This is a genomic window from Streptomyces hazeniae, assembly GCF_031845485.1.
Classification (GTDB): Bacteria; Actinomycetota; Actinomycetes; order Streptomycetales; family Streptomycetaceae; genus Streptomyces; species Streptomyces hazeniae.
The window spans coordinates 23,193-44,802 of the sequence record NZ_JAVREQ010000019.1 but is presented as its reverse complement, the minus strand read 5'-3'; the positions used below and the strand labels follow the sequence as shown (position 1 = coordinate 44,802).

The 21,610-nt window shown below is 73.2% G+C and carries 23 protein-coding genes; 10 read left to right on the top strand and 13 right to left on the bottom strand.

Annotated elements, in window-relative coordinates:
- Positions 1 to 16 precede the first annotated feature (16 nt).
- Positions 17 to 1,402, top strand: a complete 1,386-nt coding sequence (locus RM572_RS20045) for a phytoene desaturase family protein (protein ID WP_311674747.1) — start codon at positions 17 to 19, stop codon at positions 1,400 to 1,402.
- A 96-nt stretch (positions 1,403 to 1,498) separates the two neighbouring features.
- Here the strand turns inward: RM572_RS20045 and RM572_RS20040 are convergent, their stop codons facing one another.
- The 5 genes from RM572_RS20040 to RM572_RS20020 form a co-directional block, all read right to left on the bottom strand.
- The gene (locus RM572_RS20040; protein ID WP_311674746.1) at positions 1,499 to 2,554 is read right to left on the bottom strand and encodes a hypothetical protein; all 1,056 of its coding nucleotides are present in this window, start codon (positions 2,552 to 2,554) and stop codon (positions 1,499 to 1,501) included.
- Positions 2,555 to 2,628: 74 nt separating this feature from the next.
- Positions 2,629 to 3,537 carry a methylenetetrahydrofolate reductase [NAD(P)H] gene (gene metF, locus RM572_RS20035; protein ID WP_027762562.1) on the bottom strand — a complete coding sequence of 303 codons (909 nt, stop codon included), beginning with the start codon at positions 3,535 to 3,537 and terminating at the stop codon, positions 2,629 to 2,631.
- A 63-nt stretch (positions 3,538 to 3,600) separates the two neighbouring features.
- Positions 3,601 to 4,287, bottom strand: coding sequence for a thiamine phosphate synthase (gene thiE / locus RM572_RS20030; protein WP_311674745.1), 687 nt, complete (start codon positions 4,285 to 4,287; stop codon positions 3,601 to 3,603).
- A 164-nt stretch (positions 4,288 to 4,451) separates the two neighbouring features.
- Positions 4,452 to 4,817: an Rv2175c family DNA-binding protein gene (locus RM572_RS20025; protein WP_311674744.1), complete on the bottom strand. Its 366-nt coding sequence runs from the start codon at positions 4,815 to 4,817 to the stop codon at positions 4,452 to 4,454.
- A gap of 33 nt (positions 4,818 to 4,850) precedes the next feature.
- Positions 4,851 to 6,035 carry an NAD(P)/FAD-dependent oxidoreductase gene (locus tag RM572_RS20020; protein WP_311674829.1) on the bottom strand — a complete coding sequence of 395 codons (1,185 nt, stop codon included), beginning with the start codon at positions 6,033 to 6,035 and terminating at the stop codon, positions 4,851 to 4,853.
- A gap of 259 nt (positions 6,036 to 6,294) precedes the next feature.
- Here RM572_RS20020 and thiO point away from each other — a divergent pair, with 259 nt between their 5' ends.
- From thiO to RM572_RS19985, 7 genes are all read left to right on the top strand, one after another.
- Positions 6,295 to 7,464, top strand: coding sequence for a glycine oxidase ThiO (gene thiO, locus RM572_RS20015; RefSeq protein WP_311674743.1), 1,170 nt, complete (start codon positions 6,295 to 6,297; stop codon positions 7,462 to 7,464).
- A complete protein-coding gene (thiS, locus tag RM572_RS20010; RefSeq protein ID WP_311674742.1) occupies positions 7,461 to 7,685 on the top strand; it encodes a sulfur carrier protein ThiS in 225 nt (74 codons plus the stop codon). The genes thiO and thiS overlap by 4 nt, the downstream gene beginning before the upstream one ends.
- Before the next feature lie 2 nt (positions 7,686 to 7,687).
- Positions 7,688 to 8,518: a thiazole synthase gene (locus RM572_RS20005; RefSeq protein ID WP_311674741.1), complete on the top strand. Its 831-nt coding sequence runs from the start codon at positions 7,688 to 7,690 to the stop codon at positions 8,516 to 8,518.
- 170 nt (positions 8,519 to 8,688) lie between these two features.
- Positions 8,689 to 10,608 (top strand): Stk1 family PASTA domain-containing Ser/Thr kinase, encoded by a 1,920-nt coding sequence (pknB, locus tag RM572_RS20000; RefSeq protein ID WP_311674740.1) that lies wholly within the window; start codon positions 8,689 to 8,691, stop codon positions 10,606 to 10,608.
- A 371-nt stretch (positions 10,609 to 10,979) separates the two neighbouring features.
- Complete coding sequence (locus RM572_RS19995) at positions 10,980 to 11,753, top strand: transglycosylase SLT domain-containing protein (protein ID WP_311674739.1); 774 nt, start codon at positions 10,980 to 10,982, stop codon at positions 11,751 to 11,753.
- 44 nt (positions 11,754 to 11,797) lie between these two features.
- Positions 11,798 to 12,670 carry a deoxyribonuclease IV gene (locus tag RM572_RS19990; protein WP_311674738.1) on the top strand — a complete coding sequence of 291 codons (873 nt, stop codon included), beginning with the start codon at positions 11,798 to 11,800 and terminating at the stop codon, positions 12,668 to 12,670.
- 53 nt (positions 12,671 to 12,723) lie between these two features.
- Positions 12,724 to 13,173: a DUF4396 domain-containing protein gene (locus tag RM572_RS19985; RefSeq protein WP_311674737.1), complete on the top strand. Its 450-nt coding sequence runs from the start codon at positions 12,724 to 12,726 to the stop codon at positions 13,171 to 13,173.
- Positions 13,174 to 13,245: 72 nt separating this feature from the next.
- On the opposite strand, the gene RM572_RS19980 is transcribed toward RM572_RS19985, so the two are convergent.
- A complete protein-coding gene (locus tag RM572_RS19980; RefSeq protein ID WP_311674736.1) occupies positions 13,246 to 13,647 on the bottom strand; it encodes a DMT family transporter in 402 nt (133 codons plus the stop codon).
- A 47-nt stretch (positions 13,648 to 13,694) separates the two neighbouring features.
- Positions 13,695 to 14,015, bottom strand: coding sequence for a DMT family transporter (locus tag RM572_RS19975; protein WP_311674735.1), 321 nt, complete (start codon positions 14,013 to 14,015; stop codon positions 13,695 to 13,697).
- Positions 14,016 to 14,200: 185 nt separating this feature from the next.
- Between RM572_RS19975 and RM572_RS19970 the strand changes: the two genes are divergently transcribed.
- Complete coding sequence (locus RM572_RS19970) at positions 14,201 to 14,650, top strand: MarR family winged helix-turn-helix transcriptional regulator (protein WP_311674734.1); 450 nt, start codon at positions 14,201 to 14,203, stop codon at positions 14,648 to 14,650.
- Between the two features lie 37 nt (positions 14,651 to 14,687).
- On the opposite strand, the gene RM572_RS19965 is transcribed toward RM572_RS19970, so the two are convergent.
- Together RM572_RS19965 and RM572_RS19960 are read right to left on the bottom strand one after the other, a co-directional pair.
- The gene (locus RM572_RS19965) at positions 14,688 to 15,545 is read right to left on the bottom strand and encodes an alpha/beta fold hydrolase (protein WP_311674733.1); all 858 of its coding nucleotides are present in this window, start codon (positions 15,543 to 15,545) and stop codon (positions 14,688 to 14,690) included.
- Between the two features lie 70 nt (positions 15,546 to 15,615).
- On the bottom strand, positions 15,616 to 16,239 hold the full coding sequence (locus RM572_RS19960; RefSeq protein WP_311674732.1) for a sulfite oxidase-like oxidoreductase: 624 nt from the start codon (positions 16,237 to 16,239) through the stop codon (positions 15,616 to 15,618).
- A 172-nt stretch (positions 16,240 to 16,411) separates the two neighbouring features.
- Between RM572_RS19960 and bfr the strand changes: the two genes are divergently transcribed.
- Positions 16,412 to 16,894: a bacterioferritin gene (bfr, locus tag RM572_RS19955; RefSeq protein ID WP_027762578.1), complete on the top strand. Its 483-nt coding sequence runs from the start codon at positions 16,412 to 16,414 to the stop codon at positions 16,892 to 16,894.
- Positions 16,895 to 16,942: 48 nt separating this feature from the next.
- Here the strand turns inward: bfr and RM572_RS19950 are convergent, their stop codons facing one another.
- The 4 genes from RM572_RS19950 to RM572_RS19935 all read right to left on the bottom strand — a co-directional run bounded on the left by RM572_RS19950 (position 16,943) and on the right by RM572_RS19935 (position 21,390).
- Entirely contained in the window at positions 16,943 to 17,365 is a 423-nt protein-coding gene (locus RM572_RS19950; RefSeq protein ID WP_051307794.1) for a DUF7144 family membrane protein, read from the bottom strand.
- A gap of 244 nt (positions 17,366 to 17,609) precedes the next feature.
- The gene (locus tag RM572_RS19945; RefSeq protein ID WP_311674731.1) at positions 17,610 to 17,921 is read right to left on the bottom strand and encodes a (2Fe-2S)-binding protein; all 312 of its coding nucleotides are present in this window, start codon (positions 17,919 to 17,921) and stop codon (positions 17,610 to 17,612) included.
- A gap of 192 nt (positions 17,922 to 18,113) precedes the next feature.
- Positions 18,114 to 19,463: a class II 3-deoxy-7-phosphoheptulonate synthase gene (locus RM572_RS19940; protein ID WP_027762581.1), complete on the bottom strand. Its 1,350-nt coding sequence runs from the start codon at positions 19,461 to 19,463 to the stop codon at positions 18,114 to 18,116.
- A 118-nt stretch (positions 19,464 to 19,581) separates the two neighbouring features.
- On the bottom strand, positions 19,582 to 21,390 hold the full coding sequence (locus tag RM572_RS19935) for an AMP-dependent synthetase/ligase (protein WP_311674730.1): 1,809 nt from the start codon (positions 21,388 to 21,390) through the stop codon (positions 19,582 to 19,584).
- Positions 21,391 to 21,610: the final 220 nt, after the last annotated feature.

Here is a 21,610-nt window from a genome sequence, read left to right as displayed (position 1 = left end):
GATAGAGTCGCCCGTCATGGCGGGAATCGCGGTGATCGGCGCAGGCATGGGCGCCATGGCGGCCGCCGCGCGGCTGGCCGTGGCCGGGAGACGGGTCACGGTGCTGGAGCGCGGGGACACCTACGGCGGGGCGCTGCGGCGCTACGCGCGCGACGGGTTCGCCTTCGACACCGGGCCGGGGCTGCTGCACCTGCCGGCCGTCTACCGGGACCTGTTCGTCAAGACCGGCCGGGAGCCGCTGGAGGAGTGCGTCGAGCTGCGCCGTGTCGATCCGGACGCACGGCACGTCTTCGCCGACGGCACGGCCGTCACGCTGCCGGGCTTCTCGCACGGCGGCGTGCGTGCCGCGCTCGACGAGGCGCTGGGCGCGGGTGCCGGGCAACGCTGGAGCGACCTGCTGGGGCGGGCGCGTACGGCCTGGGACGCCACCCGGCGCCCGCTGCTGGAGGAGCCGTCGCGCCCGGGAGACGGCGGCCCGACGCCCGACCCGTACCCGGCGTCGCGGCGCCGCGGACTGCTGCGGCGGCGCCCGCCCACACTCGCCGAGGTGGCCGAGGACGAGCTGCGCGACCCCCGGCTGGCCGCGCTGCTGGGCGGTTTCGCCCGGTCCTACGGCCTGGACCCGGCCGAAGCGCCGGCGAGCGCGGCGGTGCTGGCGTACCTGGAGCAGACCTTCGGCACCTGGTATGTCGGCGGCGGTATGCGGGAGTTGGCGCGCGCGCTGCACGACCGGTGCGTCGCACGCGGGGTGGAGTTCCGGTTCGGCGCCGAGGTGGCGCGGGTACGGGAGGCCGACGGCCGGGCGACCGGCGCCGAACTGGCCGACGGCGAGGTGCTGGACGCGGACGCCGTCGTCGCCCCCGGGCGGGCGGACGCGCACGCGCCCGGTGCGCGGGCCCGCTTCACGGTGCTGCTCGCGCTGGACGGCCCCCGCCCGGCGGGGGAGCCGCACCGCACGCTGCTGCACGGCCCGGACCGGCTGGTGACCGTCCTGCGGCCGGACGACCCGGCGCTGGTCCCGGACGCCGGGCACGAGGCGGTGGTGCTGACCGCGGTGGTGCCGGCCGGCCCGGTGGCCGAACCGGAGCGGCTGGCCGACACGCTGGTCGCCGCGGCGGACGCGGCGGGGCTGGACCTCGGGTCCCGTGTGCGGTGGCGGGAGGTGCGGACGCCCCTCGACCACGCGGCCGCGACGCACGCGCCGGGAGGCGCGGTGCCCCCGCCGGTGCTCGCCGGCGGGGGCGGGGCCTGGCGGCGGGAAGCCAACCTCGGATCACCACGCGGGATGTACCGCGCGGGGGGCTGGGCGCACCCCGGGGGCGGGACGGCGCACGCCGGGATGTCCGGCGCGCTGGCGGCCGGGCTGCTGCTGGAGGGCGACGACTGGCGCGGCTCGCGGTGACCGGCCCGGGGCGGTGACCCAACTGACGTGACGACGGCGGCCCGGCGCGCGGCCGGGAGCCGCGGCCGCGCGTCGTGGCCGGTGACGCGGTAGCGGTCAGTAGCCGCGCTGCTCGTCGTAGTGGTAGCCGCCCTGGCCTCCGGCCGCGGGGGCGTCGTAGCCCTGTCCCGCGTCGTGGCCCTGTCCGTAGCCGCCCTCGGCGGGGTAGCCCGCCTCGCCGTAGGAGTAGCCGTACCCGTAGTCGGTGCCCAGCCCGTCATCCCCGTAGCCGCCGCCGTAGCCGGCGCCGTACGGGTCCTGGTACGGGTAGGACTGCTCCGGCACGGGCTGCTGGTCCGACTCGCGCTGCTGCGGCACCCATGCGCCGCCGTATGCGTCGGCGCCGTAGCCGCCGGCGCCGTAGCCGGCGTCGCCGTAGCCGTCGCCCTGGCCGCCGTACCCCTGCTGCATGCCGTAGTCCGGCGTGCCGTAGCCCTGTTGCGTCCCGTAGCCGCCGCCCGGGCTGTCCCAGCCGCCGCCGTACGGACCCGTGTCGTAGCCGATGTACGGGTCGGAGTAGGCGGCGTACGGTTGCTGCTGCGGGTCCTCGCCACCGTAGCCGTAGCCGTACGGCGCGTCGCCTCCCGCCGCGCCGTGGGAGGCGGCGGGCGCGAACACGGACCGGTCGTCGTCGCGGTCGTAGATGCCGTACTCGCCGGTGTCGTCGGGCATCGGCTGCGGGTGGTAGGCGGGCGGGTCGTAGGCCGAGGTGTCGTACGGGTCCCCGGCGTACTCCGCGTCGCCGTGGCCGCCGCCGGGCCGGTCCTCCTCGACTCCGGACACCTCGAGTACCGGGTCTGCGTCCTCGACCGGGGGCATGTCGTTGCCCTCACGGCGCCTGCGGCTGGAGCCGGGCATGCCGCCGAGCGCCCAGCCGGTGGAGAAGCCGCGGCGGTAGGAGAGGGTGACGAAGGTCTGGCCGACGGCGAACGCCATGGCGCCCAGCGTGATGACGATCACCGAGGAGAGGGCGACGACGCCGAGCACGACGGTGGCGAAGCCGGCGAAGGCGAGCAGCCTCCAGCGCAGTCGCGCCTTGTACTGGAGCAGCACTTCGGCCAGGAGCCAGACCGCGACGGCTCCGAACGCTATGTAGAGGACCGTCCAGCCCATGTCCGCCCCTCTTCCCGCTGCCCTCGGCGCAGCTCGTGGAACCGCGTCCCGGCCGGACCCGGTCCGGTCAGACCCTAGTGCAGTCCCAGATTCTGGTGGATCTCGAGCGTGGCCGTGGAGTGGTTGAGCGTGATGAAGTGCAGTCCGGGAACGTCCTCGGCCTGCAGGCGCGCGCACAACTCCGTGGCGTACTCGATTCCGACCGAGCGTACCGCCGCCGGGTCGTCCTGTACCGCCAGGATGCGGTCCGCGAGTTCCGGCGGGAACGTGGCGTTGCTCAGCTGGGCGAACCGCTCGATCTGCCGCACGTTGGTGACCGGCATGATCTCCGGGATGATCGGGGTCTCGCAGCCGGCCGCGGTCACGCTGTCGCGGAGCCGGAGGTAGTCCTCGGCGCGGAAGAACATCTGCGTGATGGCGTAGTCGGCGCCCGCCCGGCACTTGTTGACGAAGTGCCGCACGTCGGTGTCCCAGTCCGTGGACCGCGGGTGCATCTCGGGGAACGCGGCCACGCCCACACAGAAGTCGCCGGCTTCCTTGATCAGCTCCACCAGCTCTGCGGCGTAGCTGACGCCCTCGGGGTGCCGGACCCACTCCCCCATCGGGTCGCCCGGCGGGTCGCCGCGCAGCGCCAGCACGTTGCGGATGCCCGCGTCGGCGTAGCAGCCCATGACGTGGCGCAGCTCGGCCCGCGAGTGGTTCACCGCGGTCAGGTGCGCCACCGGGGTCAGGGTCGTCTCGTTGGCGATGCGCTCGGTGGACCGGACGGTCCCCTCCCGGGAGCTGCCGCCCGCGCCGTAGGTCACCGACACGAACGTCGGGGAGACCGCCTCGATCCGACGGAGCGCGTCCCACAGGGTCCGCTCCCCCTTCGCCGTTTTCGGCGCGAAGAACTCGAACGAGTACGAGCGCCGGCCGGAGGCGAGCAGGTCGCGGATCGTGGGCGCGCGGTCTGTCCTGACGGAAGCGGTACCAAGGGCCATGTGTGCAGGTTAACCGCCCGTAGAGGGCATCCGGCCGGAACAGCGCCAAGAGGCCCGCACAGCTCACATGGCGGACAACTCGCGTCCGGCAAGTGGACGCTCGCGCAGCCGGCGGGCCAGGTCGGCGGCCGCGGCACCCGGGTCGTCCGCGGCGGTGATCGCCCGCACGACGACGACCCGCGCCGCACCGGCGTCCAGCACCTCGTCGAGGTTCGCGGCGTCGATGCCGCCGATGGCGAACCAGGGGCGGACGGGCGCGAGCGACGCCGCGTAGCGCACCAGCGGCAGCCCTGGCGCGTGCCGGCCCGGCTTGGTCGGGGTGGGCCAGCAGGGGCCGGTGCAGAAGTAGTCGACCCCCGGCTCGGCCGCCGCCGCGTCGACCTCCTCCTCGGCGTGCGTGGAGCGGCCCACCAGCACGTCGTCGGACCGGCCGCCGAGGATCGCGCGGGCCGCGGGCACCGGCAGGTCGCCCTGACCCAGGTGCAGCACGTCCGAGCCCGCCGCGTGCGCCACGTCGGCCCGGTCGTTGACGGCCAGCAGCCTGCCGTGGCGGCGGCACGCGTCGGCGAACACCTCCAGGTGCTCCAGCTCCTCGCCGGCCTCCATGCCTTTGTCGCGGAGCTGGACGATGTCCACGCCCGAGCCGAGCACGGCGTCCAGGAACTCCGGCAGGTCGCCCTGCTCCCTGCGGGCGTCGGTGCAGAGGTAGAGCCGGGCGTCGGCGAGCCGGGCGGTGGCGGTGGGTGGCATGGGCGAGTCCCCGGGTCGGGGTGCGCGGGCCGCGCCGGGGCGGCCCGCGCACCGTCGAGCTGATGTGTGCGGTGGTGACGGCCGGACGCACCGTCAGGCGGCGCGGGCGGCTCCGGCGGGCCCGGCGGTCGCGCCGGTCCGCCCCATCCTGGTGGTCCGGGTGGTCAGACGGCGAGTGCCTGGGCGCGGCGCTTGACCTCGGTGCCGCGGTTCTCCCGCAGCGCCTGCGCGGGCGTGCCCGGCAGGCTGTCGTCCGGGGTGAACAGCCACTCCAGCATCTCCTCGTCGGTGAACCCGTCGTCCTTGAGCAGGGTCAGCGTGCCGACCAGGCCCTTCACGATCCGGTCCCCCGCGACGAAGTCGGCGGGGACGTGCAGCGCGCGGTTCTCGCCGCGGCGCACGGCGATCAGCTGGCCCTCCTTGACCAACTGCCGTACCCGGGTCACCTCGACGCCGAACTGCTCGGCGATGTCGGGCAGCGTGAGCCAGGCGGGGACGAGAGCATCGGTCTTCGCGTCAATCTCGGTCACGGACACCAGCCTGCCACCTGCCGCCGACAGTCACTAGCGCACGGCCTTCTTCAGGGCGACCGACGCGTCCGCCAGCAGGGTGGGATCGAGCACGGCGCCCTGCTGGATGAGCCGGCGGCCCTGGGTGAGGTCGCGGGGGCGCCCGACGGCAAGCAGCGCGGTCAGCGTCTCGCCGCGCAGCCAGCACACCGACCAGGACGGCTCCCCCGGGTCGCCGCGCAGCAGCATCCGGTCGGCACCCGCGTGGTGCCCCGCGTACTGCACGAAGCGGCCGAACTGCTCGGACCAGAAATAGGGCACCGGGTCGTAGACGGCCTCCTCCGCCGGGCCGCCGCCGCACAGGTCGGCGACGACGTTGGCGGCGACCACCACCGGGCCCTGCAGGGCGTTGTCCCAGTGGTGCACCAGCAGCCGGGCGCCGTAGCGGGCGGAGGGGAACGACACGCAGTCCCCCACCGCGTAGACGCCGGGGACCGAGGTGCGCAGCCGGTCGTCGCCGCGCACCGAGCCGTCGGCGCAGAGCGCGACTCCCGAGTCGGCGAGCCAACGGGTCGCGGGGCGGGCGCCGATGCCCACCACCACCGCGTCGGCGGGCACGCGCTCGCCGTCGTCCAGCACCACTGCGCCGGGTTCGACGGCCGCCACCCGGGCACCGGTGCGCAGCCGGGCGCCGCTCTGTGCGTACCAGTCGCGCATGTGCACCGCGACGTCGGCGGGCAGCGCGCCGGGCAGCGGCCGGTCGGCGCTCTCGACGACGGTGACGGCGCAGCCGGCCTCGCGGGCCGCGGTGGCGAACTCGGCGCCGATCCAGCCCGCGCCGACCACCACGACGTCCTTGCGCTCCTCGAGCACGGGCCGGAGCCGGGCGACATCGTCCAGGGTGCGCAGCAGATGCACGCCGGGGGCGCCCTCACCGCCCGGCAGGGTCAGGGGCTCGGCTCCGGTGGCGAGCACCAGGGCGTCGTACGGGACCGGCCCGCGGCCGGTCTGCAGCACCCGCTCCCCGGTGTCCAACCCCGTGACGGGGTTGCCGAGTTCGAGTTCCACGCCGAGCGCGTCGAAGTCGATGTCGAACGCGGAGCCCTCGGCCGTGCCGAGCAGCACGGCCTTGGACAGCGGCGGACGGTCGTACGGCTGGTGGGGCTCGGCGCCCAGCAGCAGCACGGGGCCGGTCCAGCCCTGTTCGCGCAGCTGCACCGCTGTCTGGACGCCCGCCATCCCGGCGCCGACGATCACCACGCGTGCGTTGTCCTCGGTCACACCGCCACTGTATGACGGCACCCGGCACGGTCGCCCCGGCGTCCTGGAGGCCGCGGGCGCCCGGCCCGCCGCGGAACGGCTCCCGGCGGACGCAGTAGGGTGGCGGTCATACGTCATGCACGCGGGAGCCCGGCGGACCGGGCTGAGAGGGAGGCGGGACGGCCTCCGACCGTACGAACCTGATCCGGGTCATTCCGGCGAAGGGAGGAGACGCGCAGTGCCGACCCCTGAGACGTCCGCCCCGGACGTCCTCGTGCTCGGCGGTGGACTGTCCGGCCTGGTCACGGCCTGGCGCGCGGCCCAGCGCGGCCTGCGGACGGCCGTGGCCGACCCCGCGCCGGGCGGCGGCGCCGCCCGGGTCGCCGCAGGCATGCTGGCCGCCGTCACCGAACTCCACTACGGCGAGGAGACGTTGCTCGCCCTGAACCTGGCGTCCGCCCGCCGCTATCCGGACTTCGTCGCCGAACTGGAGGAGGCGAGCGGGCGGCTCACCGCCCACCGCGCCTGCGGTGCGCTGGCCGTCGCCTTCGACGCGGACGACCGCGCCCGTCTCCGGGACGTGCACGCGCTGCAGCAGCGGTGCGGCCTGGAGGCCGAGTGGCTGACCGGCCGCGAGTGCCGGCGGCTGGAGCCGATGCTGGCTCCCTCGGTGCGGGCCGGCGTCCGGGTGGACGGCGACCACCAGGTCGATCCCCGGCGGCTCGCGGCGGCGCTGCTCGCCGCCTGCACCCGCGCCGGAGTCGTCCTCCACGAGGCCGCCGCTGCACGGCTGACCGTCGCGGGCGACCGGGCGGCCGGGGCGGTGCTCACGGACGGCCGCGAGATCCGCGCCGGACAGACGGTGCTGGCCACCGGCTCGTGGAGCGGGGAGCTGGACGGCGTGCCGCCCGGGGTGCTGCCGCCGGTGCGGCCGGTGAAGGGCCAGGTGCTGCGGCTGCGCGTACCGCCCGCGTACGCGCCGTTCCTCTCGCGCACCGTCCGGGCCACGGTGCGCGGCACGCCCGTCTACCTGGTGCCCCGGGAGGACGGTGAGCTGGTAGTGGGGGCGACGAGCGAGGAGCTGGGCTGGGACACCACCGTGACCGCCGGCGGCGTGTACGAACTGCTGCGGGACGCGCGGGCGCTGGTGCCGGGCGTCACCGAGCTCCCGCTCGCCGAGTCCGGCGCCGGCCTGCGCCCGGTCTCCCCCGACAACGCCCCCGTGCTGGGGCCCACCGCGCTGCCGGGGCTGCACGTCGCCACCGGCCACGGCCGCAACGGCGTGCTCCTCACCCCCGTGACGGGAGACGTGATGGCAGAGGTGCTGACGACGGGCCGGCTGCCCGAGGACGCCCGGCCGTTCGCCCCGGACCGCTTCCCCTCCACCCTCCAGGAGCACACCCGATGACCGCTGCACACGCCGCGACCGTGACGCTGACCGTGAACGGGGAGCCGCGGGAGCTGTCCCGCGGCCAGACCCTCGACCGTCTGGTGGCGACGCTGACCACCGCGCCGTCCGGGGTGGCGGCGGCCGTGAACGAGGCCGTCGTGCCACGCGGCCGGTGGCCGGAGACCGAACTGGCCGACGGCGACCGCGTCGAAGTGCTGACCGCCGTACAGGGAGGCTGACCATGACCGTGCACACCGCGGACGACGTCGAACAGGCCGCGGCGGATCCGCTGGTGATCGACGGAGTCGCGTTCGGCTCCCGGTTGATCATGGGGACCGGTGGAGCGCCCAGCCTGGAGGTGATGGAGCGGGCGCTGCTCGCCTCCGGAACGGAACTGACCACCGTCGCGATGCGCCGGCTCGACCCGGCCGTGCAGGGGTCGGTGCTGACGGTGCTGCGCCGGCACGGCATCCGCGTGCTGCCGAACACCGCCGGCTGCTACAGCGCGGGCGAGGCGGTGCTGACCGCGCGCCTGGCCCGGGAGGCGCTGGAGACGGACTGGGTGAAGCTGGAGGTCGTCGCCGACGAGCACACCCTGCTGCCCGATCCGGTGGAGACGCTGGAGGCCGCTGAGACGCTGGTCGACGACGGTTTCACGGTACTGCCGTACACCAACGACGACCCGGTGCTGGCCCGGCGGCTGGAGGACGCGGGCTGTGCGGCGGTCATGCCGCTGGGCTCGCCGATCGGCTCGGGCCTGGGCATCCGCAACCCGCACAACTTCCGGCTGATCGCCGAACGCGCCTCCGTGCCGGTCGTCCTGGATGCGGGGGCCGGCACCGCCTCGGACGCCGCGCTGGCCATGGAGCTGGGCTGCGCGGCGGTGATGCTGGCCTCGGCGGTGACGCGGGCGCAGGAACCGGAGCTGATGGCGCGGGCGATGCGGCACGCGGTGGCCGCCGGACGGCTGGCGCACCGGGCCGGGCGCATCCCCCGGCGGCACTACGCGGAGGCGTCCTCCCCCACCGGGGGCCTCGCTGCATTCGACCCGGAACGTCCCGCTTTCACCTGATACGGGCGCCGGGCGTGGGGTGAGTCGCCGTCACCTGCCGCCCGGGCGGGCGCCGCACGACCCGCGCAGGTCACGGAGGGGACGGCTCCGTGTCACCGTTCTGCTGCGAAGCGGGCCCGGCGCGGCGGGGGTACCCGCTCCCGTGCGGGGCCCCTCGTAGACTCGGGCGGGTGGACACGACGCTTCAGGACCCGCTCATCGGCCATGTGCTCGACGGCCGTTACCGCGTGGACGCGCGGATCGCGGTGGGCGGGATGGCGACGGTCTACCGGGCGCTGGACATGCGGCTGGACCGCGTGTGCGCACTGAAGGTGATGCACGCCGCGCTGGCGGACGACCAGGTGTTCGTGGCGCGGTTCATCCGCGAGGCGCGCTCCGCGGCCCGGCTCGCCCACCACAACGTGGTGGGCGTCTTCGACCAGGGCACCGACGGCGGCCACGTCTACCTGGCGATGGAGTACGTCGACGGCTGCACCCTGCGGGACGTGCTGCGGGAACGCGGCGCGCTGCAGCCGCGGGCGGCGCTGGACGTGCTGGAGCCGATGCTGGCCGCGCTGGGCGCCGCCCACCGGGCCGGCCTGGTGCACCGGGACATGAAGCCGGAGAACGTCCTGATAGGGGACGACGGCCGGGTGAAGGTCGCCGACTTCGGCCTGGTCGGGGCCGTGGACGGGCAGACCTCGACCAACACCGAGTCCCTCCTGGGCACGGTCTCCTACCTGGCGCCGGAGCAGATCGAGCACGGCGTCTCCGACACCCGCACCGACCTCTACGCGTGCGGCGTGGTGCTCTACGAGATGCTGACCGGCTCCAAGCCGCACTCCGGCGGTACACCCGCGCAGGTCCTCTACCAGCGCCTCCAGGCCGACGTGGCCGCCCCCTCGGGCCGGGTGCCCGGGCTGGCCCCGGCGCTCGACGCGCTGGTGGCCCGCGCGGCCGCCCGCGACCCGGAACGGCGCCCGGCGGACGCGGTCGCACTGCTCTCCGAGGTCCGGAGCGTACGGGCGGGCCTGACCGACGCCCAGCTCGACGTCGTCCCGCCGGAGGCCCGGAACCGGACGCAGGCGGGTGCGGAGAACCTCACCACCGTGCTTCCGCGCCCGGTGGACGACGACCGGGACCCGTCGCCGGTCGAACGGACCGCCCGCTTCCCCTCCCCTCCCCTGGATCCGCCGGAGGAGACGGACGGCTCCCGGCACCGCGCCGCGCGCCGGCGCGGGCCCCGCCGTCCGCTGCTCGTCGTCCTGGGCGCCGTGCTGGCGGTGCTGCTGGGCACCGGCGTCTGGTACATCAACTCCGGGCAGTTCATCCGCACCCCGAGTGTGCTGTCCCTGACGGAGGGCGACGCCCGCGCGAAGCTGCGGGATGCCGGGCTGGAGGTGCGCGTGGAGCGCGACCACAGCCTCACCGTGGACCGGGGACGCGTGATGGAGAGCGACCCCTCCCCGGGCGAGCGCATCCGCCGGAACGGCGCGGTCACCGTCGTCGTCTCGCGCGGCCCCGAGGTGGTGAAGGTGCCCGACCTGTCCGGCACACCGCTCGACGACGCCCGGCGGGAGCTGAAGGGCCTGGGCCTGGAGCCCGGCCTGGTCATCCGCCGGTTCGACGAGGAGGTGGCACAGGGCGCGGTGGTCTCCACCGAGCCGGCCGCGGGCACCGAGAGCCGCACGGGCTCCGCCGTGCGGCTCACCGTCTCCAAGGGCCGCGAGATCGAGGTGCCGGACGTCTCCGGCCAGGACGTGGCCTCTGCACGGGAAACGCTGCGCGAGGCGGGGCTGGACGTGCGGATCGCCCCGGAGCGGGTCTTCTCCGAGGAGGAGAAGGGGACCATCGCCGTCCAGTCGCCGGAGCCCGGCGCCGTCCGGGGCGGGGGCGAGACGGTCACCCTGACCGTCTCCAAGGGCCCGGACCTGGTGGCGGTCCCGGACGTGGAGAGCATGAGCGCGGACGAGGCACGCTCCACGCTGGAGGGCGCCGGGTTCGAGGTGCGGATCCGGCGCATCTTCCTCGGCGACACCGTCTTCAACCAGAACCCGGACCCCGGGGAGCAGGCTCCGCGCGGCTCCGAGATCACTCTCTGGGTGCGCTGAGCCTCCACCGCCCGACCCGGCCGACCCCGCCGCTCCACCCGCCCCGACCTGTACGGGTTTTCCGGTGACCGCGGGTCGCGGGCGGGGGACCCGGCGTGCGCCCGGAAGCCGCCCACTGTGAGGCCGCACATAGGACCCACGTCACGTACGAAGCCGCTTAGTGGCACGAGCGGCGTCCCGAACGGCCCGCATGTCCGTTATGACCAGGTGAGTGCCGCTAGTTTCACGAAACGGGATAGTACGTCACACTTTTGATTCGCGAATTCCGAGCCTCTAAGAATTGCCAGCGTCGCATGGCGCCGTGAGACAGAACGCGGCGCGCCGCCACCGGCTTGGCGACCGTCACGCAATTCGAAAGGCCCGCACGCACCATGCCTCGCATCAATCTTCCGATCTCCGCCCTGACCACCAGGACGAAGCAGTCCCTTCAGACGCTCAAGAAGGTCGACCTGCAGACCCTCCGCTCCTCCGCCCGCACGAAGCAGTACTCCGTGGCCGGTATCGCCACGGCCGGCGCCGCCGCCATGGCGCTGACCCTGGTCCCCGGCTCCGCCGACGCGGGCGACGAGTCCCAGAGCTCCGCCGCCAAGGTCTCCTCCGCCCCCGTCGCCTTCTCCGGCCCGGTCGAGCAGGCCGACAAGCAGCGCGACGGCATAGCCCAGCAGCTCGACTCCGTCGAGAAGCAGATCGCGGCCGACAAGAAGGCCGCCGAGGCCAAGAAGGAGAAGGCTGCCGCCGCGGCCGCGAAGAAGCGGGAGGCCAAGCAGGAGGCCAGCCGCAGCCACAAGCGCGGCCAGGCCGAGAAGGCCGCCGCCCCGAGCTACCCGAACAACCTGGACGGCTGGATCCGTGAGGCCAGGTCCATCATGGCCAAGCACGGCATCCCCGGCAGCTACGAGGGCATCCACCGCAACATCATCCGTGAGTCCTCCGGCGACCCGCGCGCCATCAACAACTGGGACATCAACGCCCAGAACGGCGTGCCCTCCAAGGGTCTGCTGCAGGTCATCAAGCCCACCTTCGACGCCTACCACGTCGAGGGCACGCCCCACGACCAGTACGACCCGGTCGCCAACATCGTCGCCGCCTGCAACTACGCGGCCGACCGCTACGGCACCATCGACAACGTCGACTCGGCCTACTGAGCCCTGCCGACGCCCCGGTCGCACGCCCCGCGATACTGGACGGCGTGACGAACCGCGAACAACGCAATCCCATTGGCGGCCATGTCCCCGTAGCAGGCGGACTGGCCGCCAATGGCCTTTCCCATTCCGAGAGGATCGGCGCCGAAGCCGTCCAGGTGTTCGTCGCCAACCCGCGCGGCTGGGCGACACCACCGGGGAACCCGGCACAGGACGAGGAATTCCGAACCTGCTGCGCCGCACGGGGAATTCCCGCTTTCGTGCATGCGCCGTACCTGATCAATTTCGGTTCGCACACGGAGGCGACGGCGGCCCGCTCGGTGGTCTCGCTGCGGCACTCGCTGCGCCGGGGGCGTGCGATCGGCGCCGAGGGCGTCGTGGTGCACACCGGCTCCGCGACCGGCGGCCGCGAACGCGCCGTCGCACTCGCCCAGGCACGGGAGTTGATGCTTCCGCTGCTGGACGAGCTGACCCACGACGACGACCCGCAGCTGCTGCTCGAACCCACGGCGGGCCAGGGCTCCTCACTGTGCTCCCTGGTCGGCGAACTGGGCCCGTACTTCGAGGCGTTGGACCGGCACCCGAAGCTCGGCGTCTGCCTGGACACCTGCCACGCCTTCGCCGCCGGCAACGACCTGGCAGCCCCCGGCGGAGCGAAGCAGACGTTGGACGACCTGGTCGGCACCGTCGGCCCGGGCCGCCTCCGGCTGATCCACGCCAACGACTCCAAGGACGTCTGCGGCGCGGCGAAGGACCGGCACGAGAACATCGGCGCCGGCCACATCGGCGCGGAGCCCTTCGCCGACCTGATGGGCCACCCCGCAACCGAGGGGGTCCCCCTGGTGATCGAGACGCCGGGCGGCGAGGCGGGGCACGCGGCGGACATCGCCCGCCTCAAGGACCTGCGGAATACCCCATAGGGGTATAGCGTTCCGTGTGGTGAACGCCCCGTTCCCCACGAGGAGGCACCCCGATGCCGCACCACCACGACAGGTCCTGGAGCACGGCCGCCCGCGCGACCCTGCACTGCCTCACCGGCTGCGCCGTCGGCGAGGTCCTCGGCCTGGTCATCGGCACCGCGCTGGCCTGGCACGACATCCCGACCATGATCCTGGCCATCACCCTGGCGTTCTTCTTCGGCTACGGCTTCACCATGGTCGCCGTGCTCCGCGCCGGTCTCCCCCTCCGGGGCGCGGTGAAAGTCGCCCTGGCCGCCGACACCGTGTCCATCGCCGTCATGGAACTGGTGGACAACGGCGTCATCCTGCTCGTCCCCGGCGCGATGGACGCCCACCTGACCTCGGGGCTCTTCTGGGGCACGCTCGCCTTCGCCTTCGCGGTCGCCTTCCTGGTCACGACCCCGGTCAACCGCTCCCTCATCGCGCGCGGCAAGGGCCACGCCGTCGCACACGCCCACCACTGAGCCGGGGCGAACTCCTCCCCTGCGGCTCGGCCGTCCCGGCACCGCAGCGCCAGGACGGCCCCGTGCCACCGGTCAGGCTGCCGCACCCCGGACCTCCCGGGGCACGGCACCGGCCTCCTGCCGCGCATGCGGCCGGTCGGCGAGCTTGAGCCAGACGACTCCGGCGATGATGACGCCCAGCCATCCGGCCTGGGCCGCGGTGAGGGTCTCGTCGAAGAGGACCGGCCCCAGCAGGGCGGCACCGAGCGCCCCGATACCGGCCCAGACCGCGTAGCCGATGCCGACGTCGATGGTGCGCAGGGCGGCACTGAGCGCCCAGAGCGTCAGCAGGAAGAAGACCGCGGCGACCAGCGACCACGACACGCGGGTGAAGCCGCGGCTTCCGCCGACGGCGAGGGCGTACCCGACTTCGAAGACGCCGGCGAGCAGGAGCATGAGCCAGGAGCGTGCGGCGGTACGTGCGGAGATGGACATGTGAGCGGTTCCTTTCCTGGAGGGCGGGACGGAGCGGACGCGAGGGGTCAGGCGGCACCACTGAGCTGGAGACCGACGACGCCGGTGATGATCACGGCGATGCCGAGCGCCTTGCGCCAGTTCAGGCGCTGACCGAACACCAGGACCCCGAGGAGCGTGATGCCGACACCGGCGACGGAGGTCCACAGTGCGTAGCCGACCCCGACGTCGAAGGTCAGCAGCGCCTTGCTGAGGAAGAACGTGGCGACGGCGCCGCTGATCAGGGTGGCGACGGTCCAGGGACGGTTCCGGAAGCCCTCGGCCTTGCCCGCCGCGAGGGCGACGGCGATCTCGAACACGACGGCGACGGCGAGGTGGAGCCACTGCATGGCAGGTCCTTTCGGCAGCGCGGAGTGCGGCGCTGCGGAGTGGCGCCGGCACGGAGATCCTGCAACAAGTTGCTTGTACGTGCAACTAGCTGTCCCGCATCCGCACTGCGACAACCACGGAGAAAGCCCACGGAAGCCCGGGAAGGGCCCGGGCTTAAGCTTGCATGCTCATGTAGCCTGCGCCCATGACCACCTCACCCGCCGCACGCCTGGGCACCTCCGACCAGGCCGTCTGGAACCGGGTACTCGCCCTGCACGCGCGCGTCGAGCGGGAGCTGGCCGCGGCGCTGCAGCGCAGGCAGGGACTCGGCCTGTCGGAATACCGCTCCCTGGAGCACCTGTACCACTCCGGTACCAGCGAGCTGCGCATGCAGGACCTCGCCGACCGGGTGGGACTGGGCCAGTCGTCGGTGACACGCCTGGTGAGCAGGCTGGAGACGGCCGGTTTCGCGTACAAGGACCTGTGCCCGTCCGACAAGCGCGGCGTCTACGCGGTGATCACGGACGAGGGACGCCGGCGCTACGAGGCCGCACGCGCCACCTACGCCGAGGTGCTGTCGTCGGCCCTGAACGCCTTCACCGGCGACCCGGAACTGGGCCCCAGCGTCCAGGCCCTGCGCACCGCCCGGGGCTGATCCGGTCCGCCGGTGCCGCCGAGCCGGGCGTGCGCGGTCAACGGCTCAGGAAGGAGAGGACGGCGGTGGTGACGGCCTCCGGGTTCTGTACCGCGAGGTCGTGTGCGGCGTCGGGAATCTCGGCGAACGCCGCATCCGCGAGGCGGTCGACCATGCGTGCGGCGGTGTCCTGCGAAAGGAGTTCGCTGTGCCGGCCGCGGACCAGCAGGGTCGGCGCCGCGACGCGGTCGACGGCCTGCCACAGGTCGTCCTCGCCGGCGGCGCCCGCGACGAAGCCGGTGAGGCCGTCCGCGTCGAACCGCCAGGCCAGGCGACCGTCGGCGCGGCGGACCAGGTTGTGCGCGACGACGTGCCGGACCAGGGCCTCGCGGGCCAGCGGGTCGCCGGCCACCCAGTCGCGAACCGCTTCGTCCGGCTCGCCGTACGTGACGTCGCGCAGCGCCCGGAGCATCGTCGGCAGCGCCTCGCGGGCCCAGGGGGTGGTGAGGGAGTCCGGACCGACGTCGAGCAGGACGAGCCGTTCGACCAGGTCGTGGTGGTCGGCGGCGGTCAGCAGCGCCGCCAGGCCACCCATCGAATGGCCGACCAGATGCAGACGCGGAAGGTCCAGCCGCCGGGCCAGGTCCGCCACGTCGGCGGCGAGGGCGGCGGCGTTGTACGCGGCGGTCCGGTCGGACTCGCCGTGGCCGCGCTGGTCCGGCGCGAGGACGCGGAAGCGCCGGGCGAGGCCGGCGTCCAGGGTGTCCCACTCACGGCAATGGCCGAGCAGACCGTGGAGCACCAGGACGGCGGGGGCGTCGGGCTCTCCCCACTCCCGGTAGTGGAAGCGGAGTCCGTGCAGGACGGCGTAGCGGTCGACGCCGGCGGGTGCGGCGGGTGCGCGCGTCGAAGCCATGAGTCTGCGCTCCGGGAAGGGGACGGCGGGAGAAGAGACTCGCTTCTTCGAGGATAGGACGACCGGGCGGTCACGGCTCGGGGCCGTCGCCGGGGTCCTCCTGGTAGCTGTAGCGCTGTTCCCGCCACGGGTCTCCGACGTTGTGGTAACCGCGCTCCTCCCAGAAGCCGCGGCGGTCCTCGGTCATGTACTCGATGCCACGGACCCACTTGGGCCCCTTCCACGCGTACAGGTGCGGGACGATCAGGCGGACGGGGAAGCCGTGTTCCGCGGTGAGGAGTTCGCCGCCACGGTGGGTGGCGAAGACGGTGTGGTCGGCGGTGAAGTCGGCGAGCCGCAGGTTGGAGCTGAATCCGTACTCGGCCCACACCATGACGTGGCCGGCCTCGGGGGCGGGCGGCGCGAGGGCCAGCAGGGTCCGGGCGAGTACGCCGCCCCACTCGGCGCCGACCATGCTGAACTTGGTGACGCAGTGCAGGTCGGCGGTCACCGTCTCGTACCGGAGGGCGGTGAACTCCTCGTGGGACCAGCAGTGCTTGCGGCCGTCCGCGGTGGCGCCGAAGACGCGGAACTCCCAGCGCTCCGGACGGAACTTCGGCACCGGCCCGTAGTGGGTGACCGGCCAGCCGCGCTGGAGTCGCTGCCCGGGCGGAAGCGGTGGGGGCTCCCCTCCGTGGCTCTCCGGCTGACCCATGTCCCCATGGTGTCAGACCCCCGTGCGACCGCACCGACGAGGGCCCCGCCGTGCCCGGCGCAGTACGCCGACCAGGCGTTTCGGTAAGCCTGTGCTTACTGGAAGTGCATGCCACAAGGGTGCGAGTATGCGCAGGCAACCAGCCGTTCATCCCTGGAAGGAGCCCGCGGCGATGCAGGGAGACCCCGAGGTCATCGAGTTCCTGAACGAGCAGCTGACCGCCGAGCTCACGGCGATCAACCAGTACTTCCTGCACGCCAAGATGCAGGACAACTTCGGGTGGACCAAGCTCGCGAAGTACACCCGCTCGGAATCCTTCGACGAGATGCGGCACGCCGAGCGGCTGACCGACCGCATCCTGCTGCTGGAGGGGCTGCCCAACTACCAGCGCCTCTTCCACGTGCGGGTGGGCCAGACGGTCACCGAGATGTTCCAGGCCGACCGGCAGGTCGAGGTCGAGGCGATCGACCGCCTCCGGCGCGGGATCGAGGTGATGCGCGCCAAGAACGACATCACCTCGGCGAACATCTTCGAGGACATCCTCGCCGACGAGGAGCACCACATCGACTACCTCGACACGCAGCTGGAGCTGATCGAGAAGCTGGGCGAACCGCTGTACCTGGCCCAGCAGATCGAGCAGCCGGCGGACGCCTGACGGCCGAGGGCGACTCGGCCTGCGACGTGTCCGCCGGCGCCTCCCGGGTCAGTCGCCGCCCCTGGCGACGTCCTCACCCCGCACGTTGCACAGGCCCCAGATCACGAAGCCGCACATGGCGATGAGCACCACCGACCACACGGGGTAGTACGGCAGCGACAGGAAGCTGGAGATGATCACCAGCGCGGCCATCACCACACCGGCCACGCGTGCGGCCATGTTCGCCCGGAACAGCCCGAGGGAGACGATGACGGCCACGGCACCCACGAAGAGGTGCACCCAGCCCCAGCCCTCCGTGTCGAACTGGAAGGTGTAGTTGGGAGTCGTCACGATGACGTCGTCGTTGACGATCGCCATGACGCCCCGGAGCAGGTCGAGCACGCCCGCGATGAGCAGCATGACACCCGCGAAGACGGTGAGTCCCGCGGCGAGGCCGTAGTCCACCGGCCGTTGTCGGACTGTGTGAGCCATGGTTACCTCCTCGGACTTCGAGCGAGGCGCTGTGGCGGTACGGGAGCCGGGGCGAACTGCTGCGCGTCGGGAAGGCGGCAGTTCGTACGGGGCGCGGGTACGGGCGCCTCTACCGTGAATTCTCCGCTCGCTGCGCGGGCGCGCAAATCGGCATGGGCATGCGCACACGGGTGGGCGAGGCGGGCGAGGAGGCGCAGGGGGGAGGGACCCGGCGGCGTCGGGAGGGACCGGCCGGACGGAGGCGTCAGGCGGCGGGCGCGCTGAACGCGGTCGCCGGGACGGGCCCGACGCGCGGGGGCGCCTGGGTGCCGGGAGCCTCTTCCTCGGTGGGCCGCAGGGCGCGTGCCGCCGGGGCGAGCGCCGGCTCGCCACGGTCGAGGGACTCGCGCCGGGGGCAGTCGCCGCGCCCGAGGATGCCCTGGATGCGGCGGACGCAGGAGCCGCAGTCGGTGCCCGCCTTGGACGCCGAGGCGATCTGCCGGGGAGTGCAGGAACCTGCTGCCGCGTGTGCGCGGACCTGCTGCTCGGTGATGCCGAAGCAGGAGCAGACGTACACGCGGGTCACCTCCGTCGGGTCGCTCGGCCGCCGTCGCGGCGCGTCCTCCCCTGTATTCCCAGGGGTGAGGTAACCCTAACCTTACTCGTGCGGCGCCGTCCACCGAACGCCGGTGGGGCCCGCGTCACACCTGCGACACGGGCCCCACGGGCAGAAGTACGGCCGCCCCGAGCGGGACGTACGCGGGCGCGACTACTGGTCGCGGTACATCTCGGCGACGAGGAACGCCAGGTCCAGCGACTGGCTGCGGTTGAGCCGCGGGTCACAGGCGGTCTCGTACCGCTGGTGCAGGTCGTCGACGAAGATCTCGTCCCCGCCGCCGACGCACTCGGTGACGTCGTCGCCGGTCAGCTCCACGTGGATGCCGCCGGGGTGCGTGCCCAGGCTCTTGTGCACCTCGAAGAAGCCCTTGACCTCGTCGAGCACGTCGTCGAAGCGCCGCGTCTTGTGCCCGCTGGCCGCCTCGAAGGTGTTGCCGTGCATCGGGTCGCTGACCCACACCACCTGGGCGCCCGACGCGGTGACCTTCTCCACCAGGGTCGGCAGGTGGTCGCGGATCTTGTCCGCCCCCATCCGCGTGATGAAGGTGAGCCGGCCCGGCTCGCGGTCCGGGTCCAGCCGGTCGATCAGCGTCAGCGCGTCCTCGGGCGTGGTCGTCGGGCCGAGCTTCACTCCGATCGGGTTGCGCACCCGGGAGGCGAACTCGACGTGCGCGCCGTCCAGTTGACGTGTGCGCTCGCCGATCCAGAGCATGTGGCCGGACACGTCGTACAGGTCGCCGCTGCGGGAGTCCGTACGCGTCAGCGCGCCCTCGTAGTCGAGCAGCAGCGCCTCGTGCGACGAGTAGAACTCGACGGTCTTGAGCTCCTCCGGGTCCGTGCCGCAGGCGTGCATGAACTTCAGCGCCTGGTCGATCTCCCGTGCCAGCGCCTCGTACCGCTGACCGGAGGGCGAGTTCCGCACGAAGTCCCGGTTCCAGGCGTGCACCTGCCGCAGGTCGGCGTAACCGCCGGTGGTGAAGGCGCGGACGAGGTTCAGCGTCGCCGCCGACGCGTGGTACATGCGCTTCAGCCGCTCCGGGTCCGGGCGGCGCGCCGCCTCGGTGAACTCGAAGCCGTTGACCGAGTCGCCCCGGTAGCTGGGCAGGGTGACGCCGTCGCGGGTCTCGTCCGGCTTGGACCGCGGCTTGCTGTACTGGCCCGCGATGCGGCCGACCTTCACCACCGGCACCGAGCCGGCGTAGGTGAGCACGGCGCCCATCTGGAGCAGCGTCTTCAGCTTGTTCCGGATGTTCTCCGCGGACACGGCGTCGAACGCCTCCGCACAGTCGCCGCCCTGGAGCAGAAACGCCTCACCCCGGGCCACGGCGCCCAGCCGCTGCTTCAGCAGGTCGCACTCGCCGGCGAAGACGAGCGGCGGATAGGACTCCAGCTCGGCGATCACGTCGCGCAGAGCCTGGTGGTCCGGCCATTCCGGCTGCTGCGCCGCGGGAAGATCACGCCAGGTGGCGTTCGAGGTGCTGGTCTCAGCGTTCACGGTCACGCAGTCCAGCCTAAGGGCTGCACCGGGCCGAAAGGGGCCGTGACCGGCTGATGAGACGCGATCCACCAGATCTCGCCACGTGTCCCGGCGGGGGGCTTGCGCACCCCGCCGGGAGGGGTCAGGCCGCGTAGAGGTCGTCGATCTCGGTCGCGAAGTCCTTGGCGACCACGTTCCGCTTGAGCTTGAGGGAGGGCGTGAGGTGGCCGGACTCCTCGGTGAACTGGACGGGCAGCACCCGGAACTTCCGCACCGACTCCGCACGGGACACCTCGGCGTTGCCCAGCTCCACGGCCGACTGGAGCTCCGCCAGCAGCGCCGGGTCGGCGAGCAGCGCCTCCCGGGTGAGCTCGGCCCTGCCGTTCTCCTGCGCCCAGCGCGGCAGGAACTCCTCGTCCACGGTCAGCAGCGCCCCGACGAACGGGCGGCCGTCGCCGACGACGATGCACTCGGCGATCAGCGCGTGCGCGCGGATGCGGTCCTCGATCACGGCGGGGGCGACGTTCTTGCCGCCGGCGGTGACCAGGATCTCCTTCTTCCGGCCGGTGATCGTCAGGTAGCCCTCGGTGTCCAGGGTGCCGATGTCGCCGGTGTGGAACCAGCCGTCGGACAGCGCGTCGGCGGTCGCGGTCTCGTTGTTCCAGTAGCCGGTGAAGAGGTGCTCGCCGTGCAGCAGCACCTCGCCGTCGTCGGCGATGCGCACCACCGAGCCGGGCAGCGGCTGGCCGACGGTGCCGATCTTCTGCCGGTCGGCCGGGTTGAAGGCGGTGGCCGCGCAGGACTCGGTGAGGCCGTAGCCCTCCAGGACGGAGAAGCCGATGCCGCGGTAGAAGTGGCCCAGCCGTTCCCCCAGCGGGGCGCCGCCGGAGATCGCGTGGGTCGCGCGGCCGCCGAGGGCCGCGCGGAGCTTGCGGTAGACGAGCTTGTCGAAGAGGCGGTGCCGCAGCCGCAGTGCGAGCGACGGGCCGCCGGGCGTCTCCAGCGCCTTGCTGTAGGCGATGGCGGTGTCGGCCGCCTTGTCGAAGATCCGTCCCTTGCCGTCGGCGGCCGCCTTGGCGCGGGCGGAGTTGTAGACCTTCTCGAAGACCCGCGGCACGCCCAGGACCATGGTGGGCCGGAAGGAGGCGAGCTCGTCGGTGAGGGTGGTGACGTCGGCGACGTGACCGAGCTTGATCGGTGCCATCACGGCGGCCACCTCGACCAGGCGCCCGAAGACGTGCGCCACCGGCAGGAAGAGCAGCACCGAGGACTCGCCGGTGTCGAACTGCGCGCGCAGCCGCTCGACGACGTTGCCGCACTCGGCGAAGAAGCTGCGGTGGGTGAGCACGCAGCCCTTGGGCCGGCCGGTGGTGCCGGAGGTGTAGACGAGGGTGGCCGGGTCGTCGGCGCACGCGGTCGAACTCGCCTTGTCCACCGCCTCGTCGGTCACCTCGGCCCCCGCCGCCGTGAGCGCGGCGACCGCTCCCGGCGCGTCCGCGGAGGGCTCGATGCGCCAGAGGTGCTCGAGTTCGGTGAGGCGCTCACGCACCGACGCGACGGCCTTCTCGTGCACGTCGGTCTCGACGAGGACGGCGCGCGCCCCGGAGTCGCCGAGAATCCAGGCGATCTGCTCGGGTGAACTCGTCTCGTACACCGGCACGGTGACGGCGCCGGCGCTCCAGACCGCGAAGTCGAGGAGCGTCCACTCGTAGCGCGTGCGCGACATCAGGCCGACCCGGTCGCCGGGGCGGACGCCGGCGGCGATCAGGCCCTTGGCCGCGGCGCGCACCTCGGCGAGGAACGCGGTCGCCGTGACGTCCTCCCAGGAGCCGTTCCGCTTGCGCGCCAGCACCGCCACGTCCGGATGCTGCACGGCGTTCCGCCGGATGAGATCCGTCAGGTTGCCGTCCGCGGGGACCTCGTACAGGGCCGGAAGGCTGAACTCGCGCAACTGCTGCTCCTCGTCGGCGCCGGGCGGGCCCTGCGGCCGGACCCGTCCGCGTGTGTCCGGGACCGCGCTGCGCTCCCGAAGGAATGACGGCCCGGACGTTACCCACTGGTAAGGCCGTCCGGGTAGGGGACGCGGCCAGATGTTCCGTGCGTCACACGTCACGACGCGGACATGCTGACGCACTGCCGGAAAGGTTAGTGCACACCGCCGACGACCGGAG